Genomic DNA, 25331 nt, shown 5'->3' on the forward strand with positions numbered 1-25331 from the left:
GGCAGGCACGGGACTCCCGTCGATCACTGAGCGTAGAGAACTCCGATGATCGATGTCCCGTGCCTGTTTGCTACTCCGGGTACCTACCTGTCCGGATCCTGGGTGCCTATTGCCGGTCGCTCTAAGCCAGAGTGTCACTGACGCCCGGGGACCGGGCGAGGTCACCCATTGGATGGTGCCGCTTCACCGTTCCGACGGAGCAGCCGAGTACCTCGGCGACCTGCGCCTCGGTCAGGTCCTCGTAGAACCGCAGCACGATGACGGCGCGCTGGCGCGGGGTGAGCTGCCGCAGCGCGGCCGTGAGGCTCAGCCGCAGCGCGGTCGCGTCGGAGTGGTCGTCGCCGGGCCGCTCTGCGGGCTGCGACTCCAGCCGCTCGACCGGCAGGCGGCGCCGCCACCAGGAGACCTGCTGGTGGTACATCGCCCGCCGCACGTACGCCTCGGGGTCGCCGCCGCGGATCCGGCGCCAGTGCCGGTACGTCCTGGCCAGCGCGCTCTGCAGCAGGTCCTCGGCCAGCTGGTGGTCGCCGGTGAGCAGGTAGGCGGTCCGGGACAGCGCGGGCGAGCGGTGCACCACGAACTCGTGGAACGTTTCGGCCATCCTCACCCCCTCACCAGTTGAGACGCCATCCACCGCCCGGATGGTTGAGGCCGGACGCGCGTGACGTCCGGCCCATAATCTTGACTGATTCCAGAAAAATGGCCAGACTGCGTGACGTGGCCACGCCCCTGGATTTCCAGCGGATGCTGCGCGGGGCCGCGTTGCGCGTGACCCGTCCCCGGGTGGCGGTGCTGAACGCGGTGCACGCGCATCCGCACGCCGACACGGATTCGATCATCGGTGCCGTGCGCAGGGAGCTCCCCAAGGTGTCCCACCAGGCCGTGTACAACTCGCTGCACGCGCTGACGGCCGCGGGGTTGGTGCGGCGCATCCAGCCAGCCGGCTCCGTGGCCCGCTACGAGTCGCGGGTCGGGGACAACCACCACCACGTCGTCTGCCGGTCGTGCGGCCTCGTCGCCGACGTCGACTGCGCCGCCGGCGAGGCGCCCTGCCTGACCGCGTCCGACGACAACGGCTTCTCGATCGACGAGGCCGAGGTCGTCTACTGGGGCCAGTGCCCCGCCTGTTCCACCGCAGACAACTCCTGATCCCCTCCTGGTCCGCCATGTCACGGAAGGAACCTGATGTCCGAGAACCACGACGCCGTCGTTCATGACGCCGAGGCTGGCAGCGAGTCCCGCTGCCCGGTCGCGCACGGACGCGCCCCCCACCCGACCCAGGGCGGCGGCAACCGCGGCTGGTGGCCCAACCAGCTCAACCTGAAGATCCTCGCCAAGAACCCCGCGGAGCGGAACCCCCTCGGTGGGGAGTTCAACTACGCCGAGGCGTTCAACGCCCTCGACCTCGCCGCCGTGAAGCGGGACGTCGCGGAGGTCCTGACGACCTCGCAGGACTGGTGGCCGGCCGACTTCGGCCACTACGGCCCGTTCATGATCCGGATGGCGTGGCACAGCGCCGGCACGTACCGGATCAGCGACGGCCGCGGCGGCGCCGGCGCCGGGATGCAGCGCTTCGCGCCGCTGAACAGCTGGCCGGACAACGGCAACCTGGACAAGGCCCGGCGCCTGCTGTGGCCGGTCAAGAAGAAGTACGGCCAGAGCATCTCGTGGGCCGACCTCATGATCCTCGCCGGCAACGTCGCCCTGGAGTCGATGGGATTCAAGACCTTCGGCTTCGCCGGCGGCCGGCCGGACGTCTGGGAGCCCGAGGAGGACGTCTACTGGGGCCCCGAGACGACCTGGCTGGGTGACGCGCGCTACACCGGCGACCGGGAGCTCGAGAACCCGCTCGCCGCGGTCCAGATGGGCCTCATCTACGTCAACCCCGAGGGCCCCAACGGCAACCCGGACCCGCTCGCCTCGGCCCGCGACATCCGCGAGACGTTCTACCGCATGGGGATGAACGACGAGGAGACGGTCGCGCTGATCGCCGGCGGTCACACCTTCGGCAAGACCCACGGCGCCGGCCCCGCGGACCACGTCGGCCCCGAGCCGGAGGCCGCCCCGATCGAGGAGCAGGGGCTGGGCTGGAAGAGCAGCTTCGGCACCGGCAAGGGCGGGGACACGATCACCAGCGGCCTCGAGGTCACCTGGACCACGACGCCGACGGCGTGGAGCAACAACTTCTTCGAGAACCTCTTCGGGTACGAGTGGGAGCTCGCCAAGAGCCCGGCCGGCGCCCACCAGTGGAAGCCGAAGGACGGCGCGGGTGAGGGGACCGTCCCCCACGCCCACGACGCGTCGAAGCGGATCACCCCGAACATGCTGACGACCGACCTCGCGCTCCGGTTCGACCCGATCTACGAGCAGATCTCGCGGCGCTTCCTGGAGCACCCCGACGAGTTCGCGGACGCCTTCGCCCGCGCCTGGTTCAAGCTGACCCACCGCGACATGGGCCCGATCCAGCGCTACCTCGGCCCGGAGGTCCCGGCCGAGACGTTGCTCTGGCAGGACCCGGTCCCGGCGGTCGACCACGAGCTCGTGGACGCCGCGGACATCGCCGCCCTCAAGGCGCAGATCCTCGCGTCGGAGCTGTCGGTGCCCCAGCTCGTCTCCACCGCGTGGGCGTCGGCGTCGACGTTCCGCGGCGGCGACAAGCGCGGCGGCGCCAACGGCGCGCGCATCCGCCTCGCGCCGCAGAACAGCTGGGAGGTCAACGACCCGGACGAGCTCGCCAGGGTGCTGCGCGTCCTGGAGAGCATCCAGGAGGCGTTCAACGCGTCCCAGACCGGCGGGAAGAAGGTCTCGCTCGCCGACCTGATCGTGCTCGCCGGTGGCGCCGCCGTCGAGCAGGCCGCCAGGAACGCCGGTGTCGACGTCGAGGTTCCCTTCACGCCGGGACGTACGGACGCCTCGCAGGAGCAGACCGACGTGGAGTCCTTCGCCGCGATGGAGCCCACCCACGACGGGTTCCGCAACTACCTCGGCAAGGGCCACCGCCTGCCGGCCGAGTTCCTCCTGGTCGACAAGGCGAACCTGCTGACCCTGAGCGCGCCCGAGATGACGGTCCTCGTCGGCGGTCTGCGCGTACTTGGGGCGAACCACCAGCAGTCGTCGCTGGGTGTCCTCACCGCGACCCCCGGGTCGCTGACCAACGACTTCTTCGTCAACCTGCTCGACCTGGGCACGACGTGGAAGGCGACGTCCGAGGACGCGAACACCTTCGAGGGTCGCGACGCCGTCACGGGCGAGGTCAGGTGGACCGGCACCCGGGCCGACCTCGTCTTCGGGTCGAACTCGGAACTGCGCGCGCTCGCCGAGGTCTACGCGAGCGACGACGCGCGGGAGAAGTTCGTGCGTGACTTTGTCGCCGCGTGGGTCAAGGTGATGGAGCTCGACCGGTACGACCTCGCGTGATCCTCGCGTCCGGGTCGGCCCCGCGCGGGGCCGACCCGGACGCCCGGGCGCGGGGGCAGCCCTTGACCGGTTGGGGCGGGTCTGGGCCAACCGCGATCGAGTGGCGCTCGCGGTCACCCTGATCGACGGCGGACGGGCCGAGGCGGTGTCGAGGAACAGGACACTGGGCTGACGTGGCGGCAGATTGGCGTTTCCACTGGCCCAGCCAACTGAATCATGAAAGTCTGACCCGATGAGCGCCGTCTTGGCTGTGGATAACCGGTCCGGCATCCTGGGTGTCGGCTACGAGGGTCGCTCCATAGACGAGTTCGTCGCGGACCTCGCGGACCGGGGGGTGGCCCGACTAGTCGATGTCCGGATGACCCCAATCTCTCGGAAGAAGGGCTTCAGCAAGTCCGCTCTCTGTCACGCGCTCGCCACGCGCGGAATCAGTTACGAGCATCGTCGTGAACTTGGCAATCCCAAGGAGAACCGACCTGGTTTCGGGGGCGATGCCGACGAGTTGGCGGCCGCTCAGGCGGCGTATGCCTCGATGCTTCGCCGCGCGGAGTCGGCGGCCGCGCTCGACGCGCTTGCGGATGTCGCGCAGACCGAACTGATTGCGCTGCTCTGTTTCGAGGCGGACGAGCGGCGCTGTCACCGCCAGGTCGTGCTGCGAGCTCTCGAAGAGCGACTGCCTACCGCTTCGGCCAGTACACCCCCAGCACGCTGAAGGTGTGCACGCGTTTGGCCTGGTTGCCGACGTAGAACGCGACATCCCGGCCGGGGGCGCACATCTCGTCCAGGAACTTCGCTTCGAGCGCCTGGGCAAGCGCCGCATCCGAGTAGCCGTGCAGCCTGCGCTGCAGCGCGACCAGTTCCCAGTCGATGACGTGCTGTTTGTGGCCCCTGCATCCACTCTCGTGGCAGCGGTAGTGGTATGCCGCCTTGAAACGGGGGGCTTGCAGCGGCGTCCTGCTCCTGCCGCTGAACAGATCGGGCTGGCTCACGTACGCCTCGATCTTGCGCTGCTCTTCAGGTGTCCAGCCCTCGTGGCGTGTCACCTTGAAGCCCCGAACCTCGCTCGGACGCACGAGAGCCAGTGACTGCGCGTCCGGGCGCGCCTGGGCGTCGCGGTTCAGCCGGCACATGGAATCTTCCACGCACGGGTCCAGCAGCTGTCGGCGAGACTTCCACGTATCGAGCTGGTGCTCCTTCCTGAGAGTGTCCATCATGGGTTTCCAACTCTCGCGTCGTTGATCCTGTCGCGCAGGCTTGGCCTCGACCGAGACGATGTCGTACTTCCTGAATGCCTCGTCGCTGTCCAGGTGCCTGAAGTTGATGGGATACAGGCGGACCCAGGATGTTCTCAGGGTGTCGGTGCGCAGCCCCGCCACACACACGGTTTCTCCGTACTTCTCCGATGGGTTGGGGGCCGCCTTCACGGTGATCAGGAGTTGCAATCGAACCCTGCGGTCGTCCACGGGCTTGGGATCAGGGCCGGACCCGCTGGGCCCGAAGAGCGACATCTGAGTCACGCGTGCCTCCAGCCGGAGGTAGCTGTAGGTAGTCATTCAGTCGCGGAGAGGTTTAGGTTCTCATGAAACCCGCCTGTACGGATAGGCCGCCGGCGATGCTGCTCGCCGATACGTGGCGGATGTCGGCGCTGCCAGGGCCGGCGTCTCGCCTCGCCTAGGATGGGGTCATGAGCGCTGAGGCCGTCGGCATGCACATGCCCGCCGTCGTGACGCTCGACGACGTGGCGGCGATGAATGCCGCCGACCCGAACGGCCACCGCTACGAGACCAGCCCCGAGGGGGTCCTGTCGGTCATGCCGCCGCCCGACTCGGAACACGCGATGATCGCCAGTCGCCTCTTCGCCTGGCTCATCATGGCGGGCTGGCCCGCCGAGCAGGTGCTCCAGGCCGCGGGCGTCCGCATCACCGGCCCCGCCGGTGACGGTGGCCGGATTCCCGACATGACGGTGTGGCGCAAGCCGCCGCCGCGAGGCGTCTGGTCGGCGGCTGGGAACGTCGTACTGGCGATCGAGATCGTCTCGCCCGGCTCCGAGGCCATGGACGCGGTCACGAAGGTCCGCGAGTACGCGTCGGCGGGGATCCCCCAGTACTGGGTGGTGGACCGGGACGGGGCGCAGACCGTCACCCTGCACCGGCTCGCCGCGCAGGGCGGTTACGAGGAGCGGGCGCGGATGCCGTTGGCGTGGCTGCTCCAGACCGTCCCCGCCGACCACCTGGACTGAGCGGCGACCGGAGGACTTTCGACGAGTGGTGCGCCGCTCTGGTCACGTGGCGATTTGGGCTGGATGCCGAGCCGAACCGCCTGCTTGTGGGTAGTGGGTGACCCCGGAGTCGCCTCCTGCTGTACTACGGTCGAGGGCGTGAATGGTCGTGCTGCGGCGTATGAGCCTCTGACGGCAGAGCGCCTGGGTGCCCTGCTCGTCGGAGCCGACGAGACGCGACGGTGGCGGTTGGTGGCCGAGTTCCTGGAGGAGTACCGCTGGGAGCCGGTCGAGACGCGAGGCGAGCTTCTGACATCGGAGCCGGCTCCTACCGGGGACGAGCGCTGGGATGTGTTCCTGGCTGCGTTGGTGGAGCACCTGGCGGCCAAAGACGGGCGGGGCGCGCCGGCATGGGTCGAGACGCGGTCGCTGCGGCGGTTCTGGTTTCCCTTCAATTCGCGTGCTGCGCGAGTTGACGCGATGGTGCACGCCCCAGCGGCGTTCCGGCGGCGGGGAGTGTACGTGGCGGCCCAGGAGTTGAACGTCGCATGAGCGCGGCTGATCCGCTGCTGGACCGGGGTGCCATCGAAGATGCCTTCCGCCGGCTCGGGGACAGGTTGGCGCGGCGGGGGATCGTCGCGGACCTGTACATCTTCGGCGGTGCGGCAATGGCTCTGGCCTACGATGCGCGGCGGGCTACCCGTGACATTGACGCCGTGTTCCAGCCGCACGGCATCGTGCTCGATGAAGCCCGGGCCGTCGCCGACGAACTGGGCCTGCCGCATTGGTGGCTGAATGAGCAGGCGAGCGCATACGTGGCTCCGGGCGGCGATGCGGCTGCCCCTCGCGTCTTCGACCACCCGGGCCTGCGGGTCGCGGCGGCATCGCCGGAACACCTGCTGGCCATGAAGGTGCTCGCGGCACGCCGTCGGGACGCCGAGGACATCCGCTTCCTGGTCGAGCACCTCCGGCTGACCAATGTCGAGCAGGTCCTCGGCCTGTGCGCAGAGATCTTTCCCGAGGAGGAGGTCCCGGCCCGGGCGAGGCTCGTGCTCGACGATGTTTTCGAGTCATGATTCGTGGTCCATCCAGCGCGATGACCAACCAACTTCGGTAGCTGTCACCACCTGCCCCGGGCCGGGCCCCGGAAGTGCGCGCCACGCGGTAGCCTCCCCGGCCATGCACAGCGAGCCCTGGTGGACGGCCGCCCCACCGCGCCGGGTCAGCCACCTCGCGGGCGTCGACCCCGAGCTGTTCCGGCTGGCCCTCGACCCGCTGCCGCCGGCCGCCCCGGCCGTCGTCGCCTACCGTCCCCGGCCCGGGCTCGACCTCGCCGGACTGGTCGGCGCGGTCCTCGACGCGCTGGAGGGCGCGGCCCGGGCGTGGTATCCCCGCTGGCTGCCCGGGGCGGACCGGCTCGACGGCGGCGGGCCGCTCGGGGTGGCCGCCGTCCGGAGCCTCGCCGCGCAGGTCGCCGCCCGGTCCGACCACTTCGGACCGTTCCTCGCCGACCTGGCCGAGCGGGCCCTGCGCGGCCGGGCCACTGTGGATCGGGCCATCCCGGGCGGCCCGCCGAGCGTCGGCCCGGAAAGCGCCGGCCGCCGCCGGGCGCGGTTTCCCGCCGAGGTACGCGCCGCCGGCCTCGCCCGGGTGCTGGCCGACGCGTACGGCCGGGACACCTGCGCCCTGCTGCTGGAGCCACCCGATGCGGCCGGCCCGGACGACGAGCGGGTGCTCGTGGCGGCGGCCGAGTGGCTGGCCCAGCACGGCCGGTGCGCGGTGTGGATCGTCGGCCCGCTGCGCCACGGGGCGGACCGGGTGCGCCCGGTGCCCGTGGCGCTCCCGCGGTACCTCGCCGAGCTGGCGGAGGACGTCGGTCGGGTTCCCGACACGGGCGGCGCCGGCCCAACAGCCGGGCAGGCGGCCGGCCTGTCGTGTCCGCCGATGTCCGGGGTGCCGCGCCCGGACAGCGCCGCCGAGCGGGCCCTGGAACGGGCGCTCGCGCCGCACGACTGGGCCCGCGACCGCCGGTGGAACCACACGTACGCGCCGCATCCGCTGGGCCGGTCGTACCGGTTGGACCTGTTCTGGGCCGTCGAGGGGGTTGCGGTGGAGGTGGACGGACCGGAGCATCGGGGGCGGATGATGTTCGCCGACGACCGGCGGCGCGACGTACGGCTCCAGCTCCTCGGGCTCGACGTGCTCCGGTTCACCAACGAACAGGTGCTGTCCAACGTCCAGGCCGTGGTCCGCGACATCCGGGACCTGCTGGCCCGGCGGCGTACGGGCGGCGCGTACCCCCAGAGAGAAGAGGCATGATGTCGAGCGACCTGCCGAGCCTGACCCCCAACCAGATCAACGCGCTCGTCGTGCTGATGGTCGAGGCCCGGGAGCTGACCAACGCCGAGCTGCGGGATCTGGCCGGCTTTCCGCTCACCGGCAAGGACAACGAGAAGCTGGTCCGGCTGGGCCTGGTCCAGACGGACCGGTCGCACCGCCCGTTCTCCCACGAGCTGACCGAGGAGGGCTGGCGGCTGGTGCGGGCCCTGCACACGGCCGACCCGCCGAAGGCCGGTGGCTCGTCCAGCCGGTCAATGTTCACCCTGCTCGGCAACCTGCACCGCGGGCTGGACCGGCTCCGGGTCAGCCACGCCGACTTCTTCAAGCAGACCCCCGCGCAGGCCGTCGAGGCCCAGCCCGCCGAGGAGGCCCCGGCGGCGCCGGAGGCGTCGGCCCGGCCGGCAGCCCCGGCACTGGCCCGGCCGCCGGCCGGCGATGCCGCGGTCGAGGCGCTGGTCCAGGCGGCATACCGGGAACTGGCCGACGTCCCCGGCGCCTGGGTGGGCCTCGCCGACCTGCGCGACCGGCTCGGCCACGTCGACCGGGCGGCCGTGGACGCGGCGCTGCGGGCGATGGTCCGGCAGGACGGCGTACGGATCATCCCGGTCGCCAACAGCAAGTCGCTGTCGGCGCGGGACCGGGCGGCGGCGGTGCGCATCGGCGACGAGGACAACCACGCCCTGTCGATCGGGGCGGCATGATCCCTGACGCGGAGCGCGCCGCCCTGGAGACGCTGACCTTCAACCCGGCGGTCACCCCCGACGACGTCTGGCGTCCGGCCCCGTACGACGTGCCGGAGCTGCACGAGAAGGTCGCCGACGAGATCCTGCGCGGGGTGGCCAGGGCGCGGACCGACGACACGAGCTGCCCGCTCGGGGTGGCCATGCAGGGCCGGGCCGGCTCCGGCAAGACCCACCTGCTCGGCGCCGTCCGCGAACGGATCCAGCGCGGCAGCGGCTACTTCTTCCTGGTCAACATGATCAGCGGCAAGACGTTCTGGGCGAGCGTCGCGCTGGCCATGGTCGAGGGGATGGGCCGGGACACCATCGGCTGGGAGACGCAGCTGCGCAAGTTCCTGCGCCGGCTCACCTCGCAGCTCGGCCTCCCGCCCGAGGTCCGCGACGCGGTGGCCGGCGCGCAGCCGCTGACCCGGGAGCACCTGGACGCCTTCGTCCGGGCACTGCGCACGTACCACCGGGAGGTGGGCCGGGACTGCCAGGACACGGCGCGGGCGCTGGTGCTGCACGGCTCCCGCGAGTTCGAGGACCAGGACGTCGGGTACGCGCACCTGATCAGCGAGCCGGGCGACCCGGAGGGCCGGGCGGCCTGGGGCATGAGCACGACGCTGCTGCGCACCCCGCAGCAGATCGTCCAGGACATCTCCCGGCTCATGGCGTTGACGCTTGACCCGACGGTGATCGCCGTCGACCAGCTCGACACGTTGTTCGCGCAGACCAGCACGGCCATGTTCGACCGCGGCGCGGCGGTGGACCAGGCCCAGGCGACCGCGTTCGGCCCGGTCGCGGACGGGCTGCTGACCCTGCGCGACGTGACCCGCCGGACGCTGATCGTGGTGTCCTGCCTGCCCGACACCTGGGAGCTGCTGACCCGCAGCGCGCCGACGCCGGTCGCGGACCGGTTCCGGGTGGCCGTGCTGCCCGACCGCATCCCGACCCCGGAGATCGGGCAGGCCATCGTGGCGAAGCGGTTCGCCGTCGCCTTCGCCGACCTGCGCTTCGTGCCGCCGCACCCGACGTGGCCGGTGCGCCCGGAGGCGTTCGCGGACGCCCCGAACCTCACCCCGCGGGCCCTGCTGCGCCGGGTGGACCGGCACGTCGCCCAGTGCCGGGACGCCGACGAGGTGACCGAGCTGGCGCGGCTGATCGACGCGGTGGACACGCCGGCCCCGGTTCCGGTCGCGGCCGGCGCCGCAGACCTGGCGCCGCTGGACGCGCGGTTCGCCGAGCTGGTCGCGGCGGCCGACGTCGGCCCCGCGCTGGACCACCGGACCGAGGACGAGCACCTGCCGGCGCTGCTCGCCGCCGGGCTCTCCGCGTGGGTCGCGGAGCAGGCCCCGACCGGGGCGACGTACAAGCACGACCCGCCGCCGGGCCGCAAGCCGGCGCTGCACGGCCGGCTGATCGAGGTGCTGGACGAGGCCACCGAGAACGAGGCGCACTGGTGCTTCCGGGGCATCGCCCACCCGAACGCGGTCGCCACGATCTCCCGGGTCAGGGCGGCCTGCACGATGGCGGGCCTGGACCGGCAGTTCCCGCAGCGCCGGCTGGTGCTGCTGCGCAACGGCCCCTGGCCGACGGGGAAGCGTACGGCCGAGGTGCTGGCGGCGTTCGACGCGGCCGGCGGGGTGCGCTGCGCGGTCGAGGAGGCCGATCTGCGGGTGTTCGCGGCGCTGCGCGAGCTGGGCCGTACCCCGGACGCGGCCTTCCACGAGTGGCTGCTGGCCCGCCGGCCGGCGAGCGGGACGGCGCTGCTGCGCGCGGTGCTCGGCGACCCGGCCGCGCCCGTCGCGGCGCAGGACCCGGCCGCGGCGTCGGCACCGACGCCGGAGACCGGGTCGGCACCGGCCGAGTCGAACGGGCCGTCGGGTGGAGGCCAGGCGTCGGGTGGTGGCGGGCTCTCGGGTGGAGGCCAGGCGTCGGGTGGCGGCGGGGCGTCCATCCGGCTCGGGCAGGGCACGGACGGCGGGGAGCCGTTCGTGGTGAACCTGGAGTCGCTGCGTCGGCACACGGTCATTTTCGCCGGCTCCGGCTCGGGCAAGACGGTGCTGATCCGGCGGCTGGTCGAGGAGTGCGCCCGGCAGGGGGTCTCCGCGATCGTGCTGGACCCGAACAACGACCTGGCCCGGCTGGGCGACCCGTGGCCCGAGCCGCCGGCCGGCTGGGCGCCGGGCGACGACGAGCGGGCCCGGGACTACCTCGACCACACCGAGGTCGTGGTGTGGACGCCGCGCGTCGGCGCCGGCCGGCCGCTGAGCTTCCAGCCGCTGCCGGACTTCACCCCGGTGCGGGACTCGCCCGACGAGTTCGACCAGGCCATCCGCTCCGCCGTGGAGGCGCTCGCGCCCCGCGCCGGGGTGGACCGGTCGACCCGGCTGGCCCAGCAGGGCAAGGCGGTGCTGACCGAGGCGCTGCAGGCGTACGCGCGGACTCCGATGGTGGGCCTGTCCGGCTTCGCCGAGTTCCTCGCCGACCTGCCCGACGGGGTGAGCCGGCTGGCCAAGGCCGACAAGCTCGCCCAGGAACTGGCCGAGGCGCTGAAGGCCGCGATGGTCACCGACCCGCTCTTCGGTGGCGCGGGCGCGCCGGCCGACCCCGGCCTGCTGCTCACGCCGACGCCGGGCAGGCGGGCCCGGGTGTCCGTGGTCAGCTTCGTCGGGCTCACCTCCGACCAGGAGCGGCAGAGCTTCGTCAACCAGTTGCAGATGGCGCTGTTCGCCTGGATCAAGCGGCACCCGGCCGGGAACCGGCCGCTGGGCGGCCTGTTCGTGATGGACGAGGCCCAGACCCTCGCCCCGTCGACCGGGAACACCGCGTGCACCGCCAGCTCGATCGCGCTGGCCGCGCAGGCCCGCAAGTACGGCCTCGGGCTGGTCTTCGCCACCCAGGCGCCGAAGGGCCTGCACAACCAGATCTCCGGCAACGCCACCACGCAGTTCTTCGGCCTGCTCAACGCGCCGGCGCAGATCGACGCCGCCCGGCAGTTGGCCGAGGCGAAGGGCGGCCGGCTGCCGGACATCGGGCTGCTGCGCAGCGGCCAGTTCTACGCGGCGGGGGAGGGCTTCTCCTTCGTCAAGGTGGACACTCCGATGTGTCTGACCCACCACCCGAAGGCGCCGCTGACCCCGGAGGAGGTCGTCGACCGGGCCCGGTGACCCGACCGAGCACCCCGCCCGGGTCGGGCCGCCGGGGCCCGCGGCGGTGGCCACGGCACGGGGGCGACCGTGGCCACCTGTCTCAGTACGCCAGCTCGACCGGCCGCCCGAGCAGCAGGGCGCCGTTGTTGCCGAGCCAGCCCTCGGCCGCCGCGGCGTGCTGGGAGAAGGTGTGGACGTCCCGGAACCGGCGCTGCACGGGGGAGGAGTCGCGGGCCGCTCCGCCCCCGGCCGCCCGGTAGCAGACGTCGACGGCGCGGGTGGCCGCCTCGGTCACCCAGGGCAGGCTCGCCGAGATCCGCGGGTGCAGCGCGGCGATCGCCGTCGGGTCGCCGGCGCGGGCCGCCTCGTGCAGGTCGTCGGCCAGCGACCGCACCAGCGCCCGGGCGGCCCGCACGTCGAGGTCCGCCCGGCCGAGCTGCACCCGGAAGGCCGGCGAGTCGGCCAGGGACTGCCGGGCGTAGAGCCGCTGCCGGCCGCCGTCGAGCAGCGCGACCATGTCGTCCAGGGCGCCCTGGGCGATGCCGACGGCCACCGCGCCCAGGTGCAGGACGAACTGGGCCAGTGGGGCGACGAACCCCGGCCCCGGTACGCACGGCGTGCCCGCGAACAGGTCGAAGCTCAGCTCCGCCGGGCAGAACACCGAGTCCACCGTCACGTCGTGGCTGCCGGTGCCGCGCAGCCCCAGGGCGTGCCAGGTGTCCACCACCGTCACCCGCTCCGCCGGGAACAGCATCGAGCGCAGCTCCACCGGCTGGCCGCCCGGCCCGGGCAGCGGCTGGCCGTCCCCGGTCAGCACGCAGTTGCCGAAGATCCAGTCGGCGTGCCGGGACCCGCTGGCGAACGCCCACCGCCCCGTCACCTGGAACCCGCCGTCGGCCAACTCGGCCCGGCCCTGCGGGGCGAACCCGCCGGCCACCACGACGTCGGGGCCGTGCGCGTAGACCTTGTCGAACCGGTCCCGGGGCAGCATCGCCAGCAGGTGCGGCGCCTCCGACCCGATCATCACGGTCCAGCCCGTCGAGCCGTCCGCCCGCGCCAGGGCCTCCAGCACCGCCAGCCCGGTGCGCGGGTCCGCCTCGTACCCGCCGTGGCTGCGCGGGACGAACATCCGGAAGCAGCCGGCGTCGCGCAGCCGGTCGAGCAGGTCGGCGGGCAGTTCCCGGGCGGCCTCGATCTCCTCGGCCCGCCGGGCCAGCTCCGGGGCCAACTCCCGCACGGCGCCGGTCAGTCGGGTCCGGTCCTGGTCGTCCATCGTCGCCTCCCGCTCGCCCGGCTCGCGGCTCCGCCTCGGCGCCGCAGCACCGACGCTCGACCGCCCGACGTCCCGACGTCCAGGGACGTCGGTACCGGCCGGCCGGGAAAGCGGCGCGCGAGGAAAGTTCCCGGGCTGCCGGGACGGGGCGCACCAGGCGGTCGGGACGCCGGGACGGCCAGGCTCGGTGGGCGGACCCCTCGGCGGCCGCTGGCTGACTGTCGCGGGACCGACATCCGCCCTGGAACGACGGGGGATCGGCAACTGACACCGCGACTGCCAGGATCGGATCATGCTGATCGAGCGAACGCCCCGGGCGTCGAACCCGGCGACGGCCCGCGGCGACCGCCGGCACCCGGCCGCCGCCTGGGCCGTGCTGGTCGCCTGCGTGCTGCTGCTCACCGGTACGGCGCTCTGCTGGGGGTTCGCCCGCCGCCCCTGGGGGCTGGCCCAGCTCTACTTCCTCGTCGACTTCACCGACTGCGCCGTGTACGGGTCGGTGGCGTGGCTGATCCTGCTGCGCCGCGCCCACCCCGTCGCCTGGCTGCTCGCGCTGACCGGCGTCGGCGGCGGCGTCGCCGCCCTGGGTGCCCAGTACGCCGACCTGCTGCGGGTGCACCCCGGCCTGCCCGGGATCGGCTGGCTCGTCTCGGCCCGGCACTGGGGCTGGGCGCCGGGCATGCTCTCGCTGATCGTGGTGCTGCCCTGGCTGGTCCGGGAGGGCCGGCTGCCGGTGGGGCCCCGGGTGGCCGTCACGGTGGGCGCCGCCGTGGTCGGCTCCTTCGAGCTGTTCCAGCTGACCTGGCCCGGCCCGGGCGGGACGGGCTCCGACGCGCCGCTGCCGATTCCCAGCGCCGCCTGGGCGACGCTGACCGAGCGGGCGCAGCCCGTGCTCGCCGCCCTGGTGGCGGTGCTCGGGCTGGTCGCCGCCGCCGGGGCGCTGCTGCGGCGCCGGGTCGCGCCCGGCGTCGAGCGGGTCGGGCTGGGCTGGCTGGCCGTCGGCACGGCGCTGCTCGCGGTGAGTTTCGCCCCGGTGGCGCTGCCGCCCGACTGGAGCTGGTCGGTGCTGTCGTGGCTGCCGCCGGTGGCGATGCTGGCCGCGCAGGCGTTCTTCCCGGCGGCCGTGCTGGCCGTGGTGCTGCGGCAGCGGCTGTGGGGGATCGAGATCGCCGTCCGTCGTACGCTGGTCTGGTTCCTGCTGACCTTCCTGCTGGTCGCCGCGTACGTCGTCGGGGTGACCACCGTGGACGCCCTGCTCCCGGCCAGCCGCGCCGTGCCCGGGGTGCTGGTCACCGCCGTGGTCGCGGCGGCCGTGCAGCCCGGCCGGTGGTGGGTGCAGCGGCGGGTGGACCGGCTGATCCACGGCGCGGCGGCCGAGCCGCTCGGGGTGGTGCGGGGCGTCGGCGACCGGATCAACGCGAGCGAGGACCCGGCCGACGTGCTGCACGGCGTGGCGCAGGCCCTCACGGACCTGCTGCGGCTGGGCGCCTGCGGCATCGAGGTGGACGGCCCGGAGCCGTGCACCGCCCACTGCGCCTCCCCGGGGCCGGTGGGGGAGCCGCTGGTGCTGCCGCTGCGGCGGGGCGAGCGGGAGGTCGGGCGGCTGACCGCGTGGGCCCGGGCCGGCGAGCGGCTGGACGGGCGTACCCGATCGGCGCTGGTCGACCTCCTGCCGCTGGTGTCCTCGGCGGCCAGTCTCGCCGCGGCCAGCCGGGCACTGGTCGCCTCCCGCGCCCGGCTCGCGGAGGCCCGCGACTCGGAACGCCGCAAGCTGCGCCGGGACCTGCACGACGGGTTGGGCCCCGCGCTGGCCGGGATCGCGCTGGGTCTCCAGGCGGCCCGCAACCTGATCGGCGCCGACCCGGCCGGGGCCGGCCCGCTGCTCGACCGGCTGCGCGACGAGACGGACCAGCGGGTGGAGCAGGTGCGCGACCTGGCCCGCGGCCTGCTCCCGCCGGTCCTCGGCGAGCGGGGGCTCGCCGCCGCCCTGCACGAACTGGCCCGGCGGTACGACGGCTCGGGGCTGGCCGTGCTGATGGAGGCGGCGCCGTCGCCGCTGCCCGAGCCGGTGGCCACCGCCGTGTACGGCATCGTGGCCGAGGCGGTCCGCAACGCGCAGCGGCACTCCGGGGCGGCGACCTGCCGCGTCGTGGTCGACCGGGGCGCCGACGGGCTCGTCGTGCGGGTGTCCGACCCGGGGCGGGGGATCGCGGCGGGCACCCCGGCCGGGGTGGGCATGCTGTCCATGCGGGAACGGGCGGAGGGAGTCGGCGGCGTGTGTGAGATCGGCGCGGGGGAGCAGGGCGGGACCACGGTCGTCGTACGGGTGCCGGCCGACCGCCTGCCCCCGTACGACGAGGAGCGGCCGGCCCGTTCCGACCCGACGGCCGTGATCGCGGGGGCGGTGCGCCGGTGAGCGGCGAGCAGGAGGTCATCCGGGTGGCCGTGGTCGACGACCACCCGGTGTTCCGGCTCGGCATGTCGGCGCTGCTGGCGTCCACGCCGGGCCTGGAGGTCGCCGGCGAGGCGGCCGACGCAGACGAGGCGGTCCGGGTGGCCGGCCTCCGGCAGCCGCAGGTCGTCATCATGGACCTGCACCTCGGCGACGGGCGTTCCGGTGTGGAGGCCACCCGGGAGATCGTCGCCCGGTACCCGGGCACCGGCGTGCTGGTGGTGACCATGCTGGACGACGACGACTCGGTCTTCGCGGCGCTGCGCGCCGGGGCCCGCGGGTACCTGCTCAAGGGCGCCGCTCCCGGCGAGGTGGAGCGGGCGGTCCGGGCGGTGGCCAACGGGGAGGTGCTGCTCGGCCCGGTGATCGCGAGCCGGGCGATCGGCTTCCTCTCCGCCGGCCGTACGGGCGGGCGGGCGCCGTTCCCCGAGCTGACCGACCGGGAGCGCGAGGTGCTCGACCTGGTCGCCCAGGGGCTGGGCAACGTGGCCGTCGCCCGGCGGTTGACGCTGAGCCCGAAGACCGTGCGCAACCACCTGTCGAACGTGCTGACCAAGCTCCAGGTCGCCGACCGGGGCCAGGCGATCCAGCGGGCCCGCGAGGCCGGCCTCGGCCAACCCTGAGAAGGGGCCCTTCCTTCCCCATATGCTCGGCCCATGGAACTGCGGATCTTCACCGAACCCCAGCAGGGCGCCAGCTGCCCGGCCCGCTGGCGATCACCGTCGCCCAGGTCGACCAGATGAGCGGCGGCCGGGTCGAGTTGGGCATCGGCACCGGCTGGTACGCCGAGGAGCACACCGCGTACGGCATCCCGTTCCCGCCGCTCGGGGAGCGGTTCGACCGGCTGGAGGAGCAGCTCGCGGTCATCACCGGGCTGTGGGAGACTCCGGCCGGCGCGACGTTCGACTACCCCGGGAAGTACTACCCGGTGGCCGACTCGCCCGCCCTGCCCAAGCCGGTGCAGCAGCCGCGCCCGCCGATCCTGCTCGGCGGGAAGGGGGCGAAGCGTACGCCCCGCCTCGCGGCCCGCTACGCCGACGAGTTCAACCTGCCGTTCGTCTCCGTCGAGGACTCGGCCGCGCAGTTCGAGCGGGTCCGCGCGGCCTGCGCCGAGACGGGCCGCGACCCGGGCACCATGCGCTGGTCGAACGCGCTGGTGCTGTGCTGCGGCCGGGACGAGGCGGAGGTGCGCCGGCGCGCCGAGGCGATCGGCCGGGACCCGGCCGAGCTGCGCGAGAACGGCCTCGCCGGCACCCCGGCCGAGGTCGTCGACAAGATCGGCCGGTACGCGGCGGTCGGCAGCCGGCGCATCTACCTCCAGGTGCTGGACCTGGCCGACCTGGAGCACGTCGAGCTGGTCGCCGCCGAGGTCATGCCGCAGGTCTGAGCCGCGCCCCGCGCCACCCGCTGTCGGGAGGGAACCCGGCGGCGTATGGTTCCCCGACGACGCCGGGGCTCTCCGGCGTCGACGGTCACGGCGGCGGGAGGGCGACGTGGGCGCGGGCGAGCGGGAGCAGACGGCGGGGGTGCCGGGCCGCAACTGGGCCGGCAACATCCGGTACGCGGCCGCGCGGCGGCACCGGCCGTCGACCGTGGACGAGCTGCGCCGGCTGGTCGCCGGCAGCGCCCGGGTCCGGGCGGTCGGCACGGGGCACTCGTTCAACCGGCTCGGCGACACGATCGGCGACCTGGTGTCGCTGGCCGGGCTGCCGCCCACCGTCGAGATCGACCGCGAACACGGCACGGTGACCGTGGCCGCCGCCGTGCGCTACGGCGAGCTGGCCGCCCGGCTGCACGCCGCCGGCTACGCCCTGCCGACCATGGCGTCGCTGCCGCACATCTCGGTGGCCGGCGCGGTCGCCACCGCCACCCACGGCTCCGGCGGCGGCGTCGGCAACCTCGCCACCGCCGTCTCCGCCCTGGAGCTGGTCACCGCCGACGGCGACCTGCTGACCGTACGCCGGGACGGCGACGGGGACCGGTTCGCCGGGATGGTGGTGGGGCTGGGCGGGTTGGGGGTCGTCACCCGGGTCACGCTCGACGTGGTGCCCACCTTCGACGTGCGGCAGTACGTCCGGCTCGACCTGCCCCGGGCCGCGCTGGACGAGGCGTTCGCCTCGGCGTACAGCGTCAGCCTCTTCACCGACTGGCGCGGCGAGGGGATCGCCCAGGTGTGGCGCAAGCAGCTCGCCGACGAGCCCCCGCCCCCGGCGGACTGGCTCGGCACGACGGCGGCCGCCGGGCCGTGCCACCCGGTGCCCGGGATGGCGGCGGCGAACTGCACGGCCCAGCTCGGCGAGCCCGGCCCGTGGCACGAGCGGCTGCCGCATTTCCGGCTCGGCTTCACTCCGAGCAGCGGCGACGAGCTGCAGTCGGAGTACCACCTGCCCCGGGCGGCGGCGGCCGAGGCGCTGGCCGCCCTCGACCCGGCGGGGGACCGGATCGCCGCCGTGCTCCAGGTCTGCGAGCTGCGTACGGTCGCCGCCGACGCGCTGTGGCTGAGCCCACAGTACGAGCGGGACAGCCTCGCGGTGCACTTCACCTGGATCGCCGACGCCGGGGCGGTCGCCCCGGTGGTGGCCGAGGTGGAGCGGCGGCTGGCCCCGTTCGCGCCCCGCCCGCACTGGGGCAAGGTGTTCGGGCTCGACCCGGCGGCGGTCGCCGCCGCGTACCCCCGGCACGCCGACTTCGTGGCCCTGCTGCGCGACCTGGACCCCGAGGGCAAGTTCGGAACGCCCGACCTGGACCGCTACTTCCCCCGCTGACCGGGCGCCCGGCCCGCCTTGATGCGTGACGCCGCAGCGACCCGACACGCCGGGGCGGATGTCGCTGAACTGCCACAATCAGGCCCGCGCCGCCGGAGCGACCGGCGGCGCAGCGGGTCAGCGTCGGCCGCCCGTGGTCGTCTGGTCGCGGAGGCTGCCGCGCTGCACCGCCCGGCTGATGTCGCTGGGCGACACGATGCCCACCAGGCGCTGGTCGGCCACCACCAGCGCCCGGCCGTCGGCGCACCGGCTGAGTCGGGGCAGCAGCTCGGTGAGCTGCTCGTCCGGCGAGGCCAGCACCAGGTCGTCGGCCCGGCAGGCCACCTCCTCCAGCCTGGTCTGGTCGCGGCGATCGGCCGGTATGTGGCGTACCCGGTCGAGGGTGACCAGGCCGACGGGCCGGCCGCCGTCCGCAGTCAGCGGCAGCGCCGAGTGCCGGTACGCGAACAGGTGGTGGTCGACGAAGTCCCGCACGGTCATGTCCCCGGTGGCGGTCTGCGGCTGCGGCGTCATCACGTCGGCCACCCGCACCCCGCGCAGCGCGCTGCCCATCCGGGCCTGCCGCTCCTCCATGCCGGCCGCCCCGATCAGGAACCAGCCGATCAGCGCCAGCCACAGCCCGCCGGCCCCGGCCCCGCGCAGGAACTGCCACAGTCCCAGCGCGATCAGCAGCGCGCCGAGCGCCCAGCCGGCCCGGGCCGCCACGACCGACGCCTTCGTCCGGTCGCCGGTGGCCTTCCACACGACGGCGCGCAGCAGGCGCCCGCCGTCCAGGGGCGCCGCCGGCAGCACGTTGAAGATCGCCAGCAGCACGTTGATGCCCGCCAGCCAGGCCAGCGCCCCGATCGCCAGGCCGTGCACCCCGGCCACGGTGAGCAGCGCCGCGACGCCGCCGAAGAAGAGGCCGAGGATCAGGCTGACCAGCGGCCCGACCCCCGCGATGCGCAGCTCCGCCCCGGGATCGCGGGCCTCGCCGCGCAGCTCGGAGACGCCCCCGAACAGCCACAGCGTGATCCCGCCGACGCCGATGCCGTTGCGCTTGGCGACCACCGCGTGGGCCACCTCGTGGGCGAGCAGCCCGAGGAAGAAGACCACCCCCGCGAGCAGCCCGGCCAGCACGTACGCCCAGACCGGCCGGCCCGGGTACGCGCGCGGGAACTGGCTCGCCGACAGCCCCCAGACGATCAGCCCGAAAATGACCAGGACGCTCCAGTTGACGCCGACGGGTACGCCGGCGACCCGACCGATCCGGAAGCTCGCCCTCATGGGCGTCGGCATACCCGTGTTCACCGGTCCCATGCCGGACGTCGCGGCGGCGAGGGTGGGGCGGCGGAGGCCGCCCGGCTGCTCCGGAGCCGGGCGGCGGGCGGCGCTCGACCGGACGGGGATGGTCGGCGGCCCTGTGGAGCTGCCCCGTTTACGCTATCGGCGCCTTGGCTTCCCTCGTCCCGACTCCGCGATCTTGCACTTGCTGCCCCGGCAAACCGCTGCAAATGGCCCATTCCGTGGGCCGAAAGTGCAAGATCGCGGGGGTTCACCGAGGACGCCGAACGGCCGGCCCAGGCGGGGCTGTTGTACAGGTGACCTGACACTGGTGATGGTTGCCGGACCCGGTGCCGGGTGTCGGCGTTACCCCAGGGACGCCGCAGCGTTCACCCGCGGCGCGCTCCACTGTTCACCTGGGCGGTGTGGCCGCGTCAGCCGGCTTTGCTGAGGTGCTGGTCATGACAGAGAAGCGCCCGGACGCCCCGTCCGCCGACGATTCCGGAAACCTCACGCGCCGCAACGTTCTGGCCCTCGCCGGTGGGGCCGCGGTGGCCGCCGGCGTCACGGCTGGTTCCGCCACGCCGGCCGTGGCCGCCGGTCAACCCGAAGCCGTGGACCCGTCCGGGGCGGACACCCCGGCGCCCTGGCTCGGTGGCCGGCCGCTGCTCTGCGAGCCGTACCTGCTCGACCCGCAGTCGGACAGTGTCCACGTCGTCTGGCACACCGAGGAGCACGGCACCGGGCAGGTGCTGCTGCTCGGGTCGGCGGTCACCGGCATGACCGAGCAGGCCGCCGTCGACGCGGCCACCGGCAGCCGCGGCGCCGGCTCCGGCTGGCGTCGGCTCGCCGCGGAGACCATCCGGCTGAGTCGGACCCGGGAGGACGCCTCCTCGGCGGTACCCGGCCGCACGTACGGCGGGGTGCTGGACCGGCCGGTGTACCGGCACCTGGTCCGGGTCACCGGCCTGCGGGCCGGCGAGCGTACCCCGTACCGGGTGGTCTCCGTCGACCACCTGGGACGGGCGACGGTGACCGCCGCGTACTCCCTGGCCCCCGCCGTGCCCAAGCGCAAGCCGGTGCGACTGCTGCTCACCAGCGACCACCAGCTCAAGACGATGACCCCGGCCAACCTGGAGAAGGTCGCCGAAACCGCCGGGGTACGCCTCGACGGCGTCCTCGTCGCCGGTGACCTGGTCAACGTGCCCGACCGGGCCAGCGAGTGGTTCGACAGCACCAGCGGACTGGCGTTCTTCGCGGGGCTGACCGGCCGGGCCAGCCGGACCATCGCCGGGCGCACCTACCGGGGCGCGCCGCTGATCCAGCACTCGCCGATCTTCCCGGCGATCGGCAACCACGAGGTGATGGGGCGCTGGTCCGACGCGGCCGGCCTGGACGCCCAGTTCAACGACCCGCAGCCGGTGGAGGTCGCCCACCGCCGCTGGCAGCAGACCCAGCCGGGTGGGATCGACGAGGCGACCTGGGTGAACCGGAACTCCTGGGACGTCACCACGTACGAGGAGATGTTCCCGTACCCGAGCAGCGCCGAGGGCGGGCCGCGCTGGTGGTCCCGGACCATCGGCGACGTACACGTGATCACCCTGTTCGCCACCCAGATCTGGCGGTCGGCCGCCCCCAACAGCCGGGGCAAGTTCTCCGAGTCCGGCGCCGACCTGAACGACGAGAGCAGGTGGGGCTACGGGCAGTTCATCTTCGAGCCGATCAAGGAGGGGTCGCGGCAGTACCGCTGGCTGGAGCGGGAACTGGCCTCCACCGAGGCGCGGCAGGCACGCTACCGGGTGGTCATGTACCACCACCCCGGCCACGGCCTCGGCGACAACTCCGCACCTCCGTTCACCGACCCGGTCCAGAGGATCACCCGGGACCCGGCCACCGGCGCGGTGACGGCGGTGAGCTACGAGTACCCGCTCGCCGACGACCACATCCTGCGCGACCTGGAGCCGCTGTTCAGCGCCAACGGGGTGAACCTGGTCCACAACGGGCACTCGCACCTGTGGAACCGCTTCCGCAACGCGGACGGGGTCAACTGGCTGGAAACGTCGAACGTGGGCAACAGCTACGGGGCGTACGACGTCTCCAGCGGCGCCTCGCGGAACCTGCCGGCGAGCCCCGACCACATCCGGCAGGGCGACCCGGGCGGCCTCGTCCCGGCGGTGCCGACCATCGCCCCGCTGACCGACGCCGCCGGCAAACCCCTGCCGTACGTGTCCAGCAACGACATCACCGTCTTCTCGCTGCTCGACTCGGCGGCCGGGGTGGTGCGGTCGTACCGGTTCGACACCCGGCAGCCGGACTCCGCAGTGGTGCTCTTCGACGAGTTCACGCTGGCCTGACCGGGCCAGCGAACGGCGGCGGGAGGACGGGCCAGACGTCCTCCCGCCGTTCGGCCGCCCGCTGCCGACGGGTGAACAGGTCGCGGATGCCGAACGACCGGCTCAGCCACCGGTGCAGCGCCCGGCGGTCGGCCGCCGCGTCCAGGTCGTCGGGCAGGCTCCAGACATCCTTCGCGTACGGGGTGTCGTCGGCCCCGATCGCCGCGAGCAGGCCGGACCGGCGCACCAGACACGGGTAGCAGTGACCGCAATGAAACTCAGGCCGGTCCCTGGGCGGGTGGCCGCAGCTGACGGTCACGCCGGTCAGGACGTCGGGCGGCAGCCCGCCCGCGAGGGCACGCTGGCAGACCTCGCCCTTGGTCAGAAACAGGTACGGGTTGACGAGGGTGACCTTGCCGCCCACGCTGCGGATCAGCTCGTTGAGCAGGCCGAGGGTGTGCGGGTGCACCGATCGGGTGGAGCATGCCGCCACCCGGGCGGGCGTCAGCGCCGGATTGAGCGCGAGCTGCCCGTTCTCGGGTACGGCCACCCGCGGCACGTCGTGGGCGGCGGCGAGGAAGACGGCGGTGGCGGGCGTACAGCAGCCCTCTCGTGCGGGAGGACTTCTCCAGTGTGGCTCCCTGGGCCTGGAGCTGCTGCGAGGTCCTGAACTGTCCGACCGTCCTGGCGGAATTCGCCTCGATCGCGGCGAGGACGCGTTCCTGCGGCCCGCCCCACTGCGGTTCGTGGTACGAGACCAGCAGCAGGCTGCCCGCCGACAGCCGGGCACGTTCGGCCGCGTACGCGGTGGAGTCGAGGCCGCCGGAGAAGAGGGCGACCTCCTCGACCTCGGGATCGGCGTCGAGCCGGCCCTGCTGCGGCCAGGGGTCGGCGCCCGGGAACACCTCGATCGCCCAGCGATCCGCGGTGAGCGCCTCGACGACCCGGGTCAGCAGCGCGAGGGCAGCTCCACCCCGGTGTCGCCCAGGCCCAGCGCCTCGGTGACCGTTGTGCCGACCAGGTCCCGGGCCACGTCGGCGAGCCGTGGTCGTCGCGGTTCGCGTACCGCCTCCTCCTCGCACGGGTCGGGCAGGACCTTGACGACCTGGTCCGCGACGAAGCCGGCCACGACATCGGTGGGGTCGAGCGCTACCAGCGCGGGGACGGCGAGCTTGACGTTCTCGGCGATGAGGACGTGCACGAACTCGCCGACCATTTCCCCGAAGAACGTCCGGTACAGGGCGCAGAACAGCTCACCCGTGATCCGGGACGGGGAAGCCGGGTCGGCGAGCGGGCCGTCCGGCGCGACGAGGCGTTCGGCCACTTCCCGCACGGCGCGTCGGGTCGCCGCGTCCACGATGAGCCGACCGTCGCCGCCGACCTCGGTGACGAACCGGCGGACGAACTCGCCGGCGGGATCGGTCGGCGCGGCGCGATGCAGGTCCCGGAGCAGTGGAGGATCGGGCCGCAGCAGCTCGTCCAGCGCGGTGACGAGGCGGTGGCCGGCCTCCTGCGCCGCGCCGCGGAGGCCGAACCGCTCGGGATCTTCGAGGAGAGCGTCCCGCAGCGCCCGCCGGTACTGCGTCGCGACGTCCGAGGCGGTCCGCTCGTCGCCGTCGGCTAGCGAGTCGGGCCGGCTGTCGGCGTCCGGGGTCCAGCGGCTCAGGCGGCTCTTCGCGCCGCTCCACCCGCCGTACCTGGGGCCGGCAAGGCGCGTCGACGTGCCCACGAGCGACCTCCCGGAGGGGGACGGGACAGTGCGCGAACGAAGTCTATTGAATTGAGAGGTCTGGGCGCTGCCAAAGGTTCGTGATCGACGGGGTTGGGAAGCCGTCGAGCCGGCTGGTCAGCCGCCCATGGTGACCGTGGTGAAGTGGTAGTTGCCGGGTCCGACCGACTTGTCGAGGGTGCGCATGATCCGGTCTGGGCTGTCGTACGGGCCCTGCTGGAAGTAGGGCTTGCCGTCCAGGCCGAAGGTGATCCGGCTCGGCGGCTCCCACGTGCCCAGGTGGGGTGCCGCGCTGTAGAAGTCGCGATGCGGGTCGAAGCCGAGTTCGCGAGCATAGTCGACGGCACCGAAGACCAGGTGGCGGGCAAGCTCGATGGGCGCCTCGATCATCCCGGATTCGTAGGCCGCGAAGAAATCCTCAAGGAAGTACGGCAGGTCGTCGAACGTCGAGGTGGCCGGCGGCACCGCGTTCTTGACCCCGAGGCAGTACGTGTCGACCAGGAATCCGCAGACGGACGCTGAGTCCCCGTCGGCCCGGGCCACGACGACGCTCACCAGGCCGGCGCCGACCGCCATCCGCCGGAGTTTGCGATCATCGACCCAGTCGGCGGGCCGATCCGTGATGGTCAACCCGTTGCTCCACTGGCGGCTGATCCAGCAGCCCACCAGCGGCAAATCCGAGGGGCGGACGCGGTTCGGCCGCTCGACGGCGACTCCCCGCACGAGAGGGGTAACCACAGCGCGGGTGACGCCCAACTCGCGGGCGATCTGCTTGGGGGTCTTGCCGGCCGCGCGAAGCGCCTGCGCCCGTGCCTTAAGCTCTTCGGAACTCACCCGGTCATCTTCGTGCCGGATGCGATGGTGGTCAAACAACCACGTCAGTGCATGGCGAGGCTGCGGACTGCCTCGCGAAGCGGGTGCAGGAACGGAGCCTCCTGCCATCGTCTCGGCCCGTATCGGGCGTAGGCGTACATGACGGCGTAGCACCAGGCGGACGGGCCCGACATCCGCAGCGGCTCGACGTCGGCGAAGGAGAGAACGCAGCTCGGGCCGTCGATGACGAATTCCAACGCCGCATCGTGGGCGAACGGCAGCCACCGGCCGTCGACGCAGCACCACGTCGTCGTTGGCGTCACCACGACCCGGGCGTACGCGAATTCGCGCCACTGTGCCTGCGCCAGGTTCTCTGCTCGCGCTCGCGCGATGCCGTTGCCGACGAGGTTGCCGACCACCGCGCCGGTGACGAAAGCGGGCGAACCATAGGCGTACGTCCAGCTCTGCCCGTACGTGGCCGTGGTGCCGTAGAAGCGGGCGTAGTGAAATGGGGCGTCCAGGTAGACGGGGCCGGGATCGAGGAACCCGGGCGCGATCACGGAAGGTGGCAGTTCGCCCCTGGCGAGTCGCTGGTACAGCCGGAGCGCTTCCTGCCAGCCCTGCTGTAGCGCTACCTCCGACGGGCGAGGTCTGGGTGGCCGGCGCGCGGGCAGCACGCGGCCCAGCCCGTAGGCGAGAGCGTAGGCGAGAAGCGCCCACGGTCCGGTAAGGGCTCGCAGATAATTAACCCGTAGTCTTCGTGAATGGCCCTCGGTTTTGTGGTATGAGCACAGTGGACGAACGGCAAGCGGTGCTGGCGGCGAAGTTCGAAGCGATCGTTCCGCATCTAGATG

Annotated in this window: 21 protein-coding genes and 1 pseudogene; 14 read left to right on the plus strand and 8 right to left on the minus strand. The window is 73.3% G+C overall.

Annotated elements, in window-relative coordinates; all coding sequences use genetic code 11:
- Window positions 1-121: 121 nt before the first annotated feature.
- Window positions 122-601 (minus strand): SigE family RNA polymerase sigma factor, encoded by a 480-nt coding sequence (locus ABGB16_RS28395; RefSeq protein WP_347671160.1) that lies wholly within the window; start codon window positions 599-601, stop codon window positions 122-124.
- Between the two features lie 143 nt (window positions 602-744).
- On the opposite strand from ABGB16_RS28395, the gene ABGB16_RS28400 reads away from it, so the two are divergent.
- The 3 genes from ABGB16_RS28400 to ABGB16_RS28410 all read left to right on the plus strand — a co-directional run bounded on the left by ABGB16_RS28400 (window position 745) and on the right by ABGB16_RS28410 (window position 4129).
- The gene (locus ABGB16_RS28400; RefSeq protein WP_347671180.1) at window positions 745-1149 is read left to right on the plus strand and encodes a Fur family transcriptional regulator; all 405 of its coding nucleotides are present in this window, start codon (window positions 745-747) and stop codon (window positions 1147-1149) included.
- Window positions 1150-1185: 36 nt separating this feature from the next.
- Window positions 1186-3417 (plus strand): catalase/peroxidase HPI, encoded by a 2232-nt coding sequence (katG, locus tag ABGB16_RS28405; RefSeq protein WP_347671161.1) that lies wholly within the window; start codon window positions 1186-1188, stop codon window positions 3415-3417.
- 232 nt (window positions 3418-3649) lie between these two features.
- On the plus strand, window positions 3650-4129 hold the full coding sequence (locus tag ABGB16_RS28410; RefSeq protein ID WP_347671162.1) for a DUF488 domain-containing protein: 480 nt from the start codon (window positions 3650-3652) through the stop codon (window positions 4127-4129).
- Here ABGB16_RS28410 and ABGB16_RS28415 read toward each other — a convergent pair.
- On the minus strand, window positions 4095-4970 hold the full coding sequence (locus ABGB16_RS28415; protein ID WP_347671163.1) for a hypothetical protein: 876 nt from the start codon (window positions 4968-4970) through the stop codon (window positions 4095-4097). The genes ABGB16_RS28410 and ABGB16_RS28415 overlap by 35 nt on opposite strands.
- Before the next feature lie 131 nt (window positions 4971-5101).
- Here ABGB16_RS28415 and ABGB16_RS28420 point away from each other — a divergent pair, with 131 nt between their 5' ends.
- The 6 genes from ABGB16_RS28420 to ABGB16_RS28445 all read left to right on the plus strand — a co-directional run bounded on the left by ABGB16_RS28420 (window position 5102) and on the right by ABGB16_RS28445 (window position 11867).
- A complete protein-coding gene (locus ABGB16_RS28420; RefSeq protein ID WP_347671164.1) occupies window positions 5102-5656 on the plus strand; it encodes a Uma2 family endonuclease in 555 nt (184 codons plus the stop codon).
- Between the two features lie 231 nt (window positions 5657-5887).
- Window positions 5888-6187, plus strand: a complete 300-nt coding sequence (locus tag ABGB16_RS28425) for a hypothetical protein (RefSeq protein ID WP_347671165.1) — start codon at window positions 5888-5890, stop codon at window positions 6185-6187.
- Window positions 6184-6711: a DUF6036 family nucleotidyltransferase gene (locus ABGB16_RS28430; RefSeq protein ID WP_347671166.1), complete on the plus strand. Its 528-nt coding sequence runs from the start codon at window positions 6184-6186 to the stop codon at window positions 6709-6711. Before ABGB16_RS28425 ends, ABGB16_RS28430 begins: the two co-directional genes overlap by 4 nt.
- A 103-nt stretch (window positions 6712-6814) precedes the next feature.
- Window positions 6815-7954 carry a DUF559 domain-containing protein gene (locus ABGB16_RS28435; RefSeq protein WP_347671167.1) on the plus strand — a complete coding sequence of 380 codons (1140 nt, stop codon included), beginning with the start codon at window positions 6815-6817 and terminating at the stop codon, window positions 7952-7954.
- Window positions 7951-8676, plus strand: coding sequence for a hypothetical protein (locus tag ABGB16_RS28440; RefSeq protein ID WP_347671168.1), 726 nt, complete (start codon window positions 7951-7953; stop codon window positions 8674-8676). The genes ABGB16_RS28435 and ABGB16_RS28440 overlap by 4 nt, the downstream gene beginning before the upstream one ends.
- Window positions 8673-11867: a DUF87 domain-containing protein gene (locus ABGB16_RS28445; protein WP_347671169.1), complete on the plus strand. Its 3195-nt coding sequence runs from the start codon at window positions 8673-8675 to the stop codon at window positions 11865-11867. The genes ABGB16_RS28440 and ABGB16_RS28445 overlap by 4 nt, the downstream gene beginning before the upstream one ends.
- An 82-nt stretch (window positions 11868-11949) precedes the next feature.
- On the opposite strand, the gene ABGB16_RS28450 is transcribed toward ABGB16_RS28445, so the two are convergent.
- A complete protein-coding gene (locus tag ABGB16_RS28450; RefSeq protein WP_347671170.1) occupies window positions 11950-13122 on the minus strand; it encodes an acyl-CoA dehydrogenase family protein in 1173 nt (390 codons plus the stop codon).
- Between the two features lie 292 nt (window positions 13123-13414).
- Between ABGB16_RS28450 and ABGB16_RS28455 the strand changes: the two genes are divergently transcribed.
- From ABGB16_RS28455 to ABGB16_RS28470, 4 genes and pseudogenes are all read left to right on the plus strand, one after another.
- Complete coding sequence (locus tag ABGB16_RS28455) at window positions 13415-15538, plus strand: histidine kinase (RefSeq protein WP_347671171.1); 2124 nt, start codon at window positions 13415-13417, stop codon at window positions 15536-15538.
- Window positions 15535-16197 (plus strand): response regulator transcription factor, encoded by a 663-nt coding sequence (locus ABGB16_RS28460; protein ID WP_347671172.1) that lies wholly within the window; start codon window positions 15535-15537, stop codon window positions 16195-16197. The genes ABGB16_RS28455 and ABGB16_RS28460 overlap by 4 nt, the downstream gene beginning before the upstream one ends.
- 71 nt (window positions 16198-16268) lie before the next feature.
- Window positions 16269-16961: pseudogene (locus ABGB16_RS28465) on the plus strand (LLM class flavin-dependent oxidoreductase); the annotation flags it as partial.
- Between the two features lie 106 nt (window positions 16962-17067).
- Window positions 17068-18339 (plus strand): FAD-binding protein, encoded by a 1272-nt coding sequence (locus tag ABGB16_RS28470; protein WP_347671173.1) that lies wholly within the window; start codon window positions 17068-17070, stop codon window positions 18337-18339.
- 117 nt (window positions 18340-18456) lie between these two features.
- Here ABGB16_RS28470 and ABGB16_RS28475 read toward each other — a convergent pair whose 3' ends face one another.
- Window positions 18457-19605 (minus strand): site-2 protease family protein, encoded by a 1149-nt coding sequence (locus tag ABGB16_RS28475; RefSeq protein ID WP_347671174.1) that lies wholly within the window; start codon window positions 19603-19605, stop codon window positions 18457-18459.
- A gap of 458 nt (window positions 19606-20063) precedes the next feature.
- On the opposite strand from ABGB16_RS28475, the gene ABGB16_RS28480 reads away from it, so the two are divergent.
- The gene (locus ABGB16_RS28480) at window positions 20064-21956 is read left to right on the plus strand and encodes a hypothetical protein (RefSeq protein WP_347671175.1); all 1893 of its coding nucleotides are present in this window, start codon (window positions 20064-20066) and stop codon (window positions 21954-21956) included.
- On the opposite strand, the gene ABGB16_RS28485 is transcribed toward ABGB16_RS28480, so the two are convergent.
- From ABGB16_RS28485 to ABGB16_RS28500, 4 genes are all read right to left on the minus strand, one after another.
- Complete coding sequence (locus tag ABGB16_RS28485) at window positions 21943-22485, minus strand: 7-cyano-7-deazaguanine synthase (RefSeq protein WP_347671176.1); 543 nt, start codon at window positions 22483-22485, stop codon at window positions 21943-21945. The two genes, ABGB16_RS28480 and ABGB16_RS28485, sit on opposite strands and share 14 nt — an antisense overlap.
- 399 nt (window positions 22486-22884) lie before the next feature.
- A complete protein-coding gene (locus ABGB16_RS28490; protein ID WP_347671177.1) occupies window positions 22885-23664 on the minus strand; it encodes a hypothetical protein in 780 nt (259 codons plus the stop codon).
- A 117-nt stretch (window positions 23665-23781) separates the two neighbouring features.
- Entirely contained in the window at window positions 23782-24498 is a 717-nt protein-coding gene (locus ABGB16_RS28495) for a hypothetical protein (protein ID WP_347671178.1), read from the minus strand.
- 44 nt (window positions 24499-24542) lie between these two features.
- On the minus strand, window positions 24543-25037 hold the full coding sequence (locus tag ABGB16_RS28500; RefSeq protein ID WP_347671179.1) for a hypothetical protein: 495 nt from the start codon (window positions 25035-25037) through the stop codon (window positions 24543-24545).
- Window positions 25038-25331 lie beyond the last annotated feature (294 nt).

The organism is Micromonospora sp. B11E3 (assembly GCF_039871625.1).
In the GTDB taxonomy this organism is placed as follows: Bacteria; Actinomycetota; Actinomycetes; order Mycobacteriales; family Micromonosporaceae; genus Micromonospora.

Bases quoted from the DNA above. Each gene is read 5' to 3' on its own strand.
- ABGB16_RS28435 (WP_347671167.1), top strand. From the start codon at position 6,815: ATGCACAGCGAGCCCTGGTGGACGGCCGCCCCACCGCGCCGGGTCAGC.
- ABGB16_RS28445 (WP_347671169.1), top strand. From the start codon at position 8,673: ATGATCCCTGACGCGGAGCGCGCCGCCCTGGAGACGCTGACCTTCAAC.
- ABGB16_RS28395 (WP_347671160.1), bottom strand. From the start codon at position 601: ATGGCCGAAACGTTCCACGAGTTCGTGGTGCACCGCTCGCCCGCGCTG.
- ABGB16_RS28400 (WP_347671180.1), top strand. From the start codon at position 745: ATGCTGCGCGGGGCCGCGTTGCGCGTGACCCGTCCCCGGGTGGCGGTG.
- ABGB16_RS28455 (WP_347671171.1), top strand. From the start codon at position 13,415: ATGCTGATCGAGCGAACGCCCCGGGCGTCGAACCCGGCGACGGCCCGC.
- ABGB16_RS28450 (WP_347671170.1), bottom strand. From the start codon at position 13,122: ATGGACGACCAGGACCGGACCCGACTGACCGGCGCCGTGCGGGAGTTG.
- ABGB16_RS28420 (WP_347671164.1), top strand. From the start codon at position 5,102: ATGAGCGCTGAGGCCGTCGGCATGCACATGCCCGCCGTCGTGACGCTC.
- ABGB16_RS28440 (WP_347671168.1), top strand. From the start codon at position 7,951: ATGATGTCGAGCGACCTGCCGAGCCTGACCCCCAACCAGATCAACGCG.
- ABGB16_RS28415 (WP_347671163.1), bottom strand. From the start codon at position 4,970: ATGACTACCTACAGCTACCTCCGGCTGGAGGCACGCGTGACTCAGATG.
- ABGB16_RS28410 (WP_347671162.1), top strand. From the start codon at position 3,650: ATGAGCGCCGTCTTGGCTGTGGATAACCGGTCCGGCATCCTGGGTGTC.
- ABGB16_RS28430 (WP_347671166.1), top strand. From the start codon at position 6,184: ATGAGCGCGGCTGATCCGCTGCTGGACCGGGGTGCCATCGAAGATGCC.
- katG (WP_347671161.1), top strand. From the start codon at position 1,186: ATGTCCGAGAACCACGACGCCGTCGTTCATGACGCCGAGGCTGGCAGC.
- ABGB16_RS28475 (WP_347671174.1), bottom strand. From the start codon at position 19,605: ATGAGGGCGAGCTTCCGGATCGGTCGGGTCGCCGGCGTACCCGTCGGC.
- ABGB16_RS28480 (WP_347671175.1), top strand. From the start codon at position 20,064: ATGACAGAGAAGCGCCCGGACGCCCCGTCCGCCGACGATTCCGGAAAC.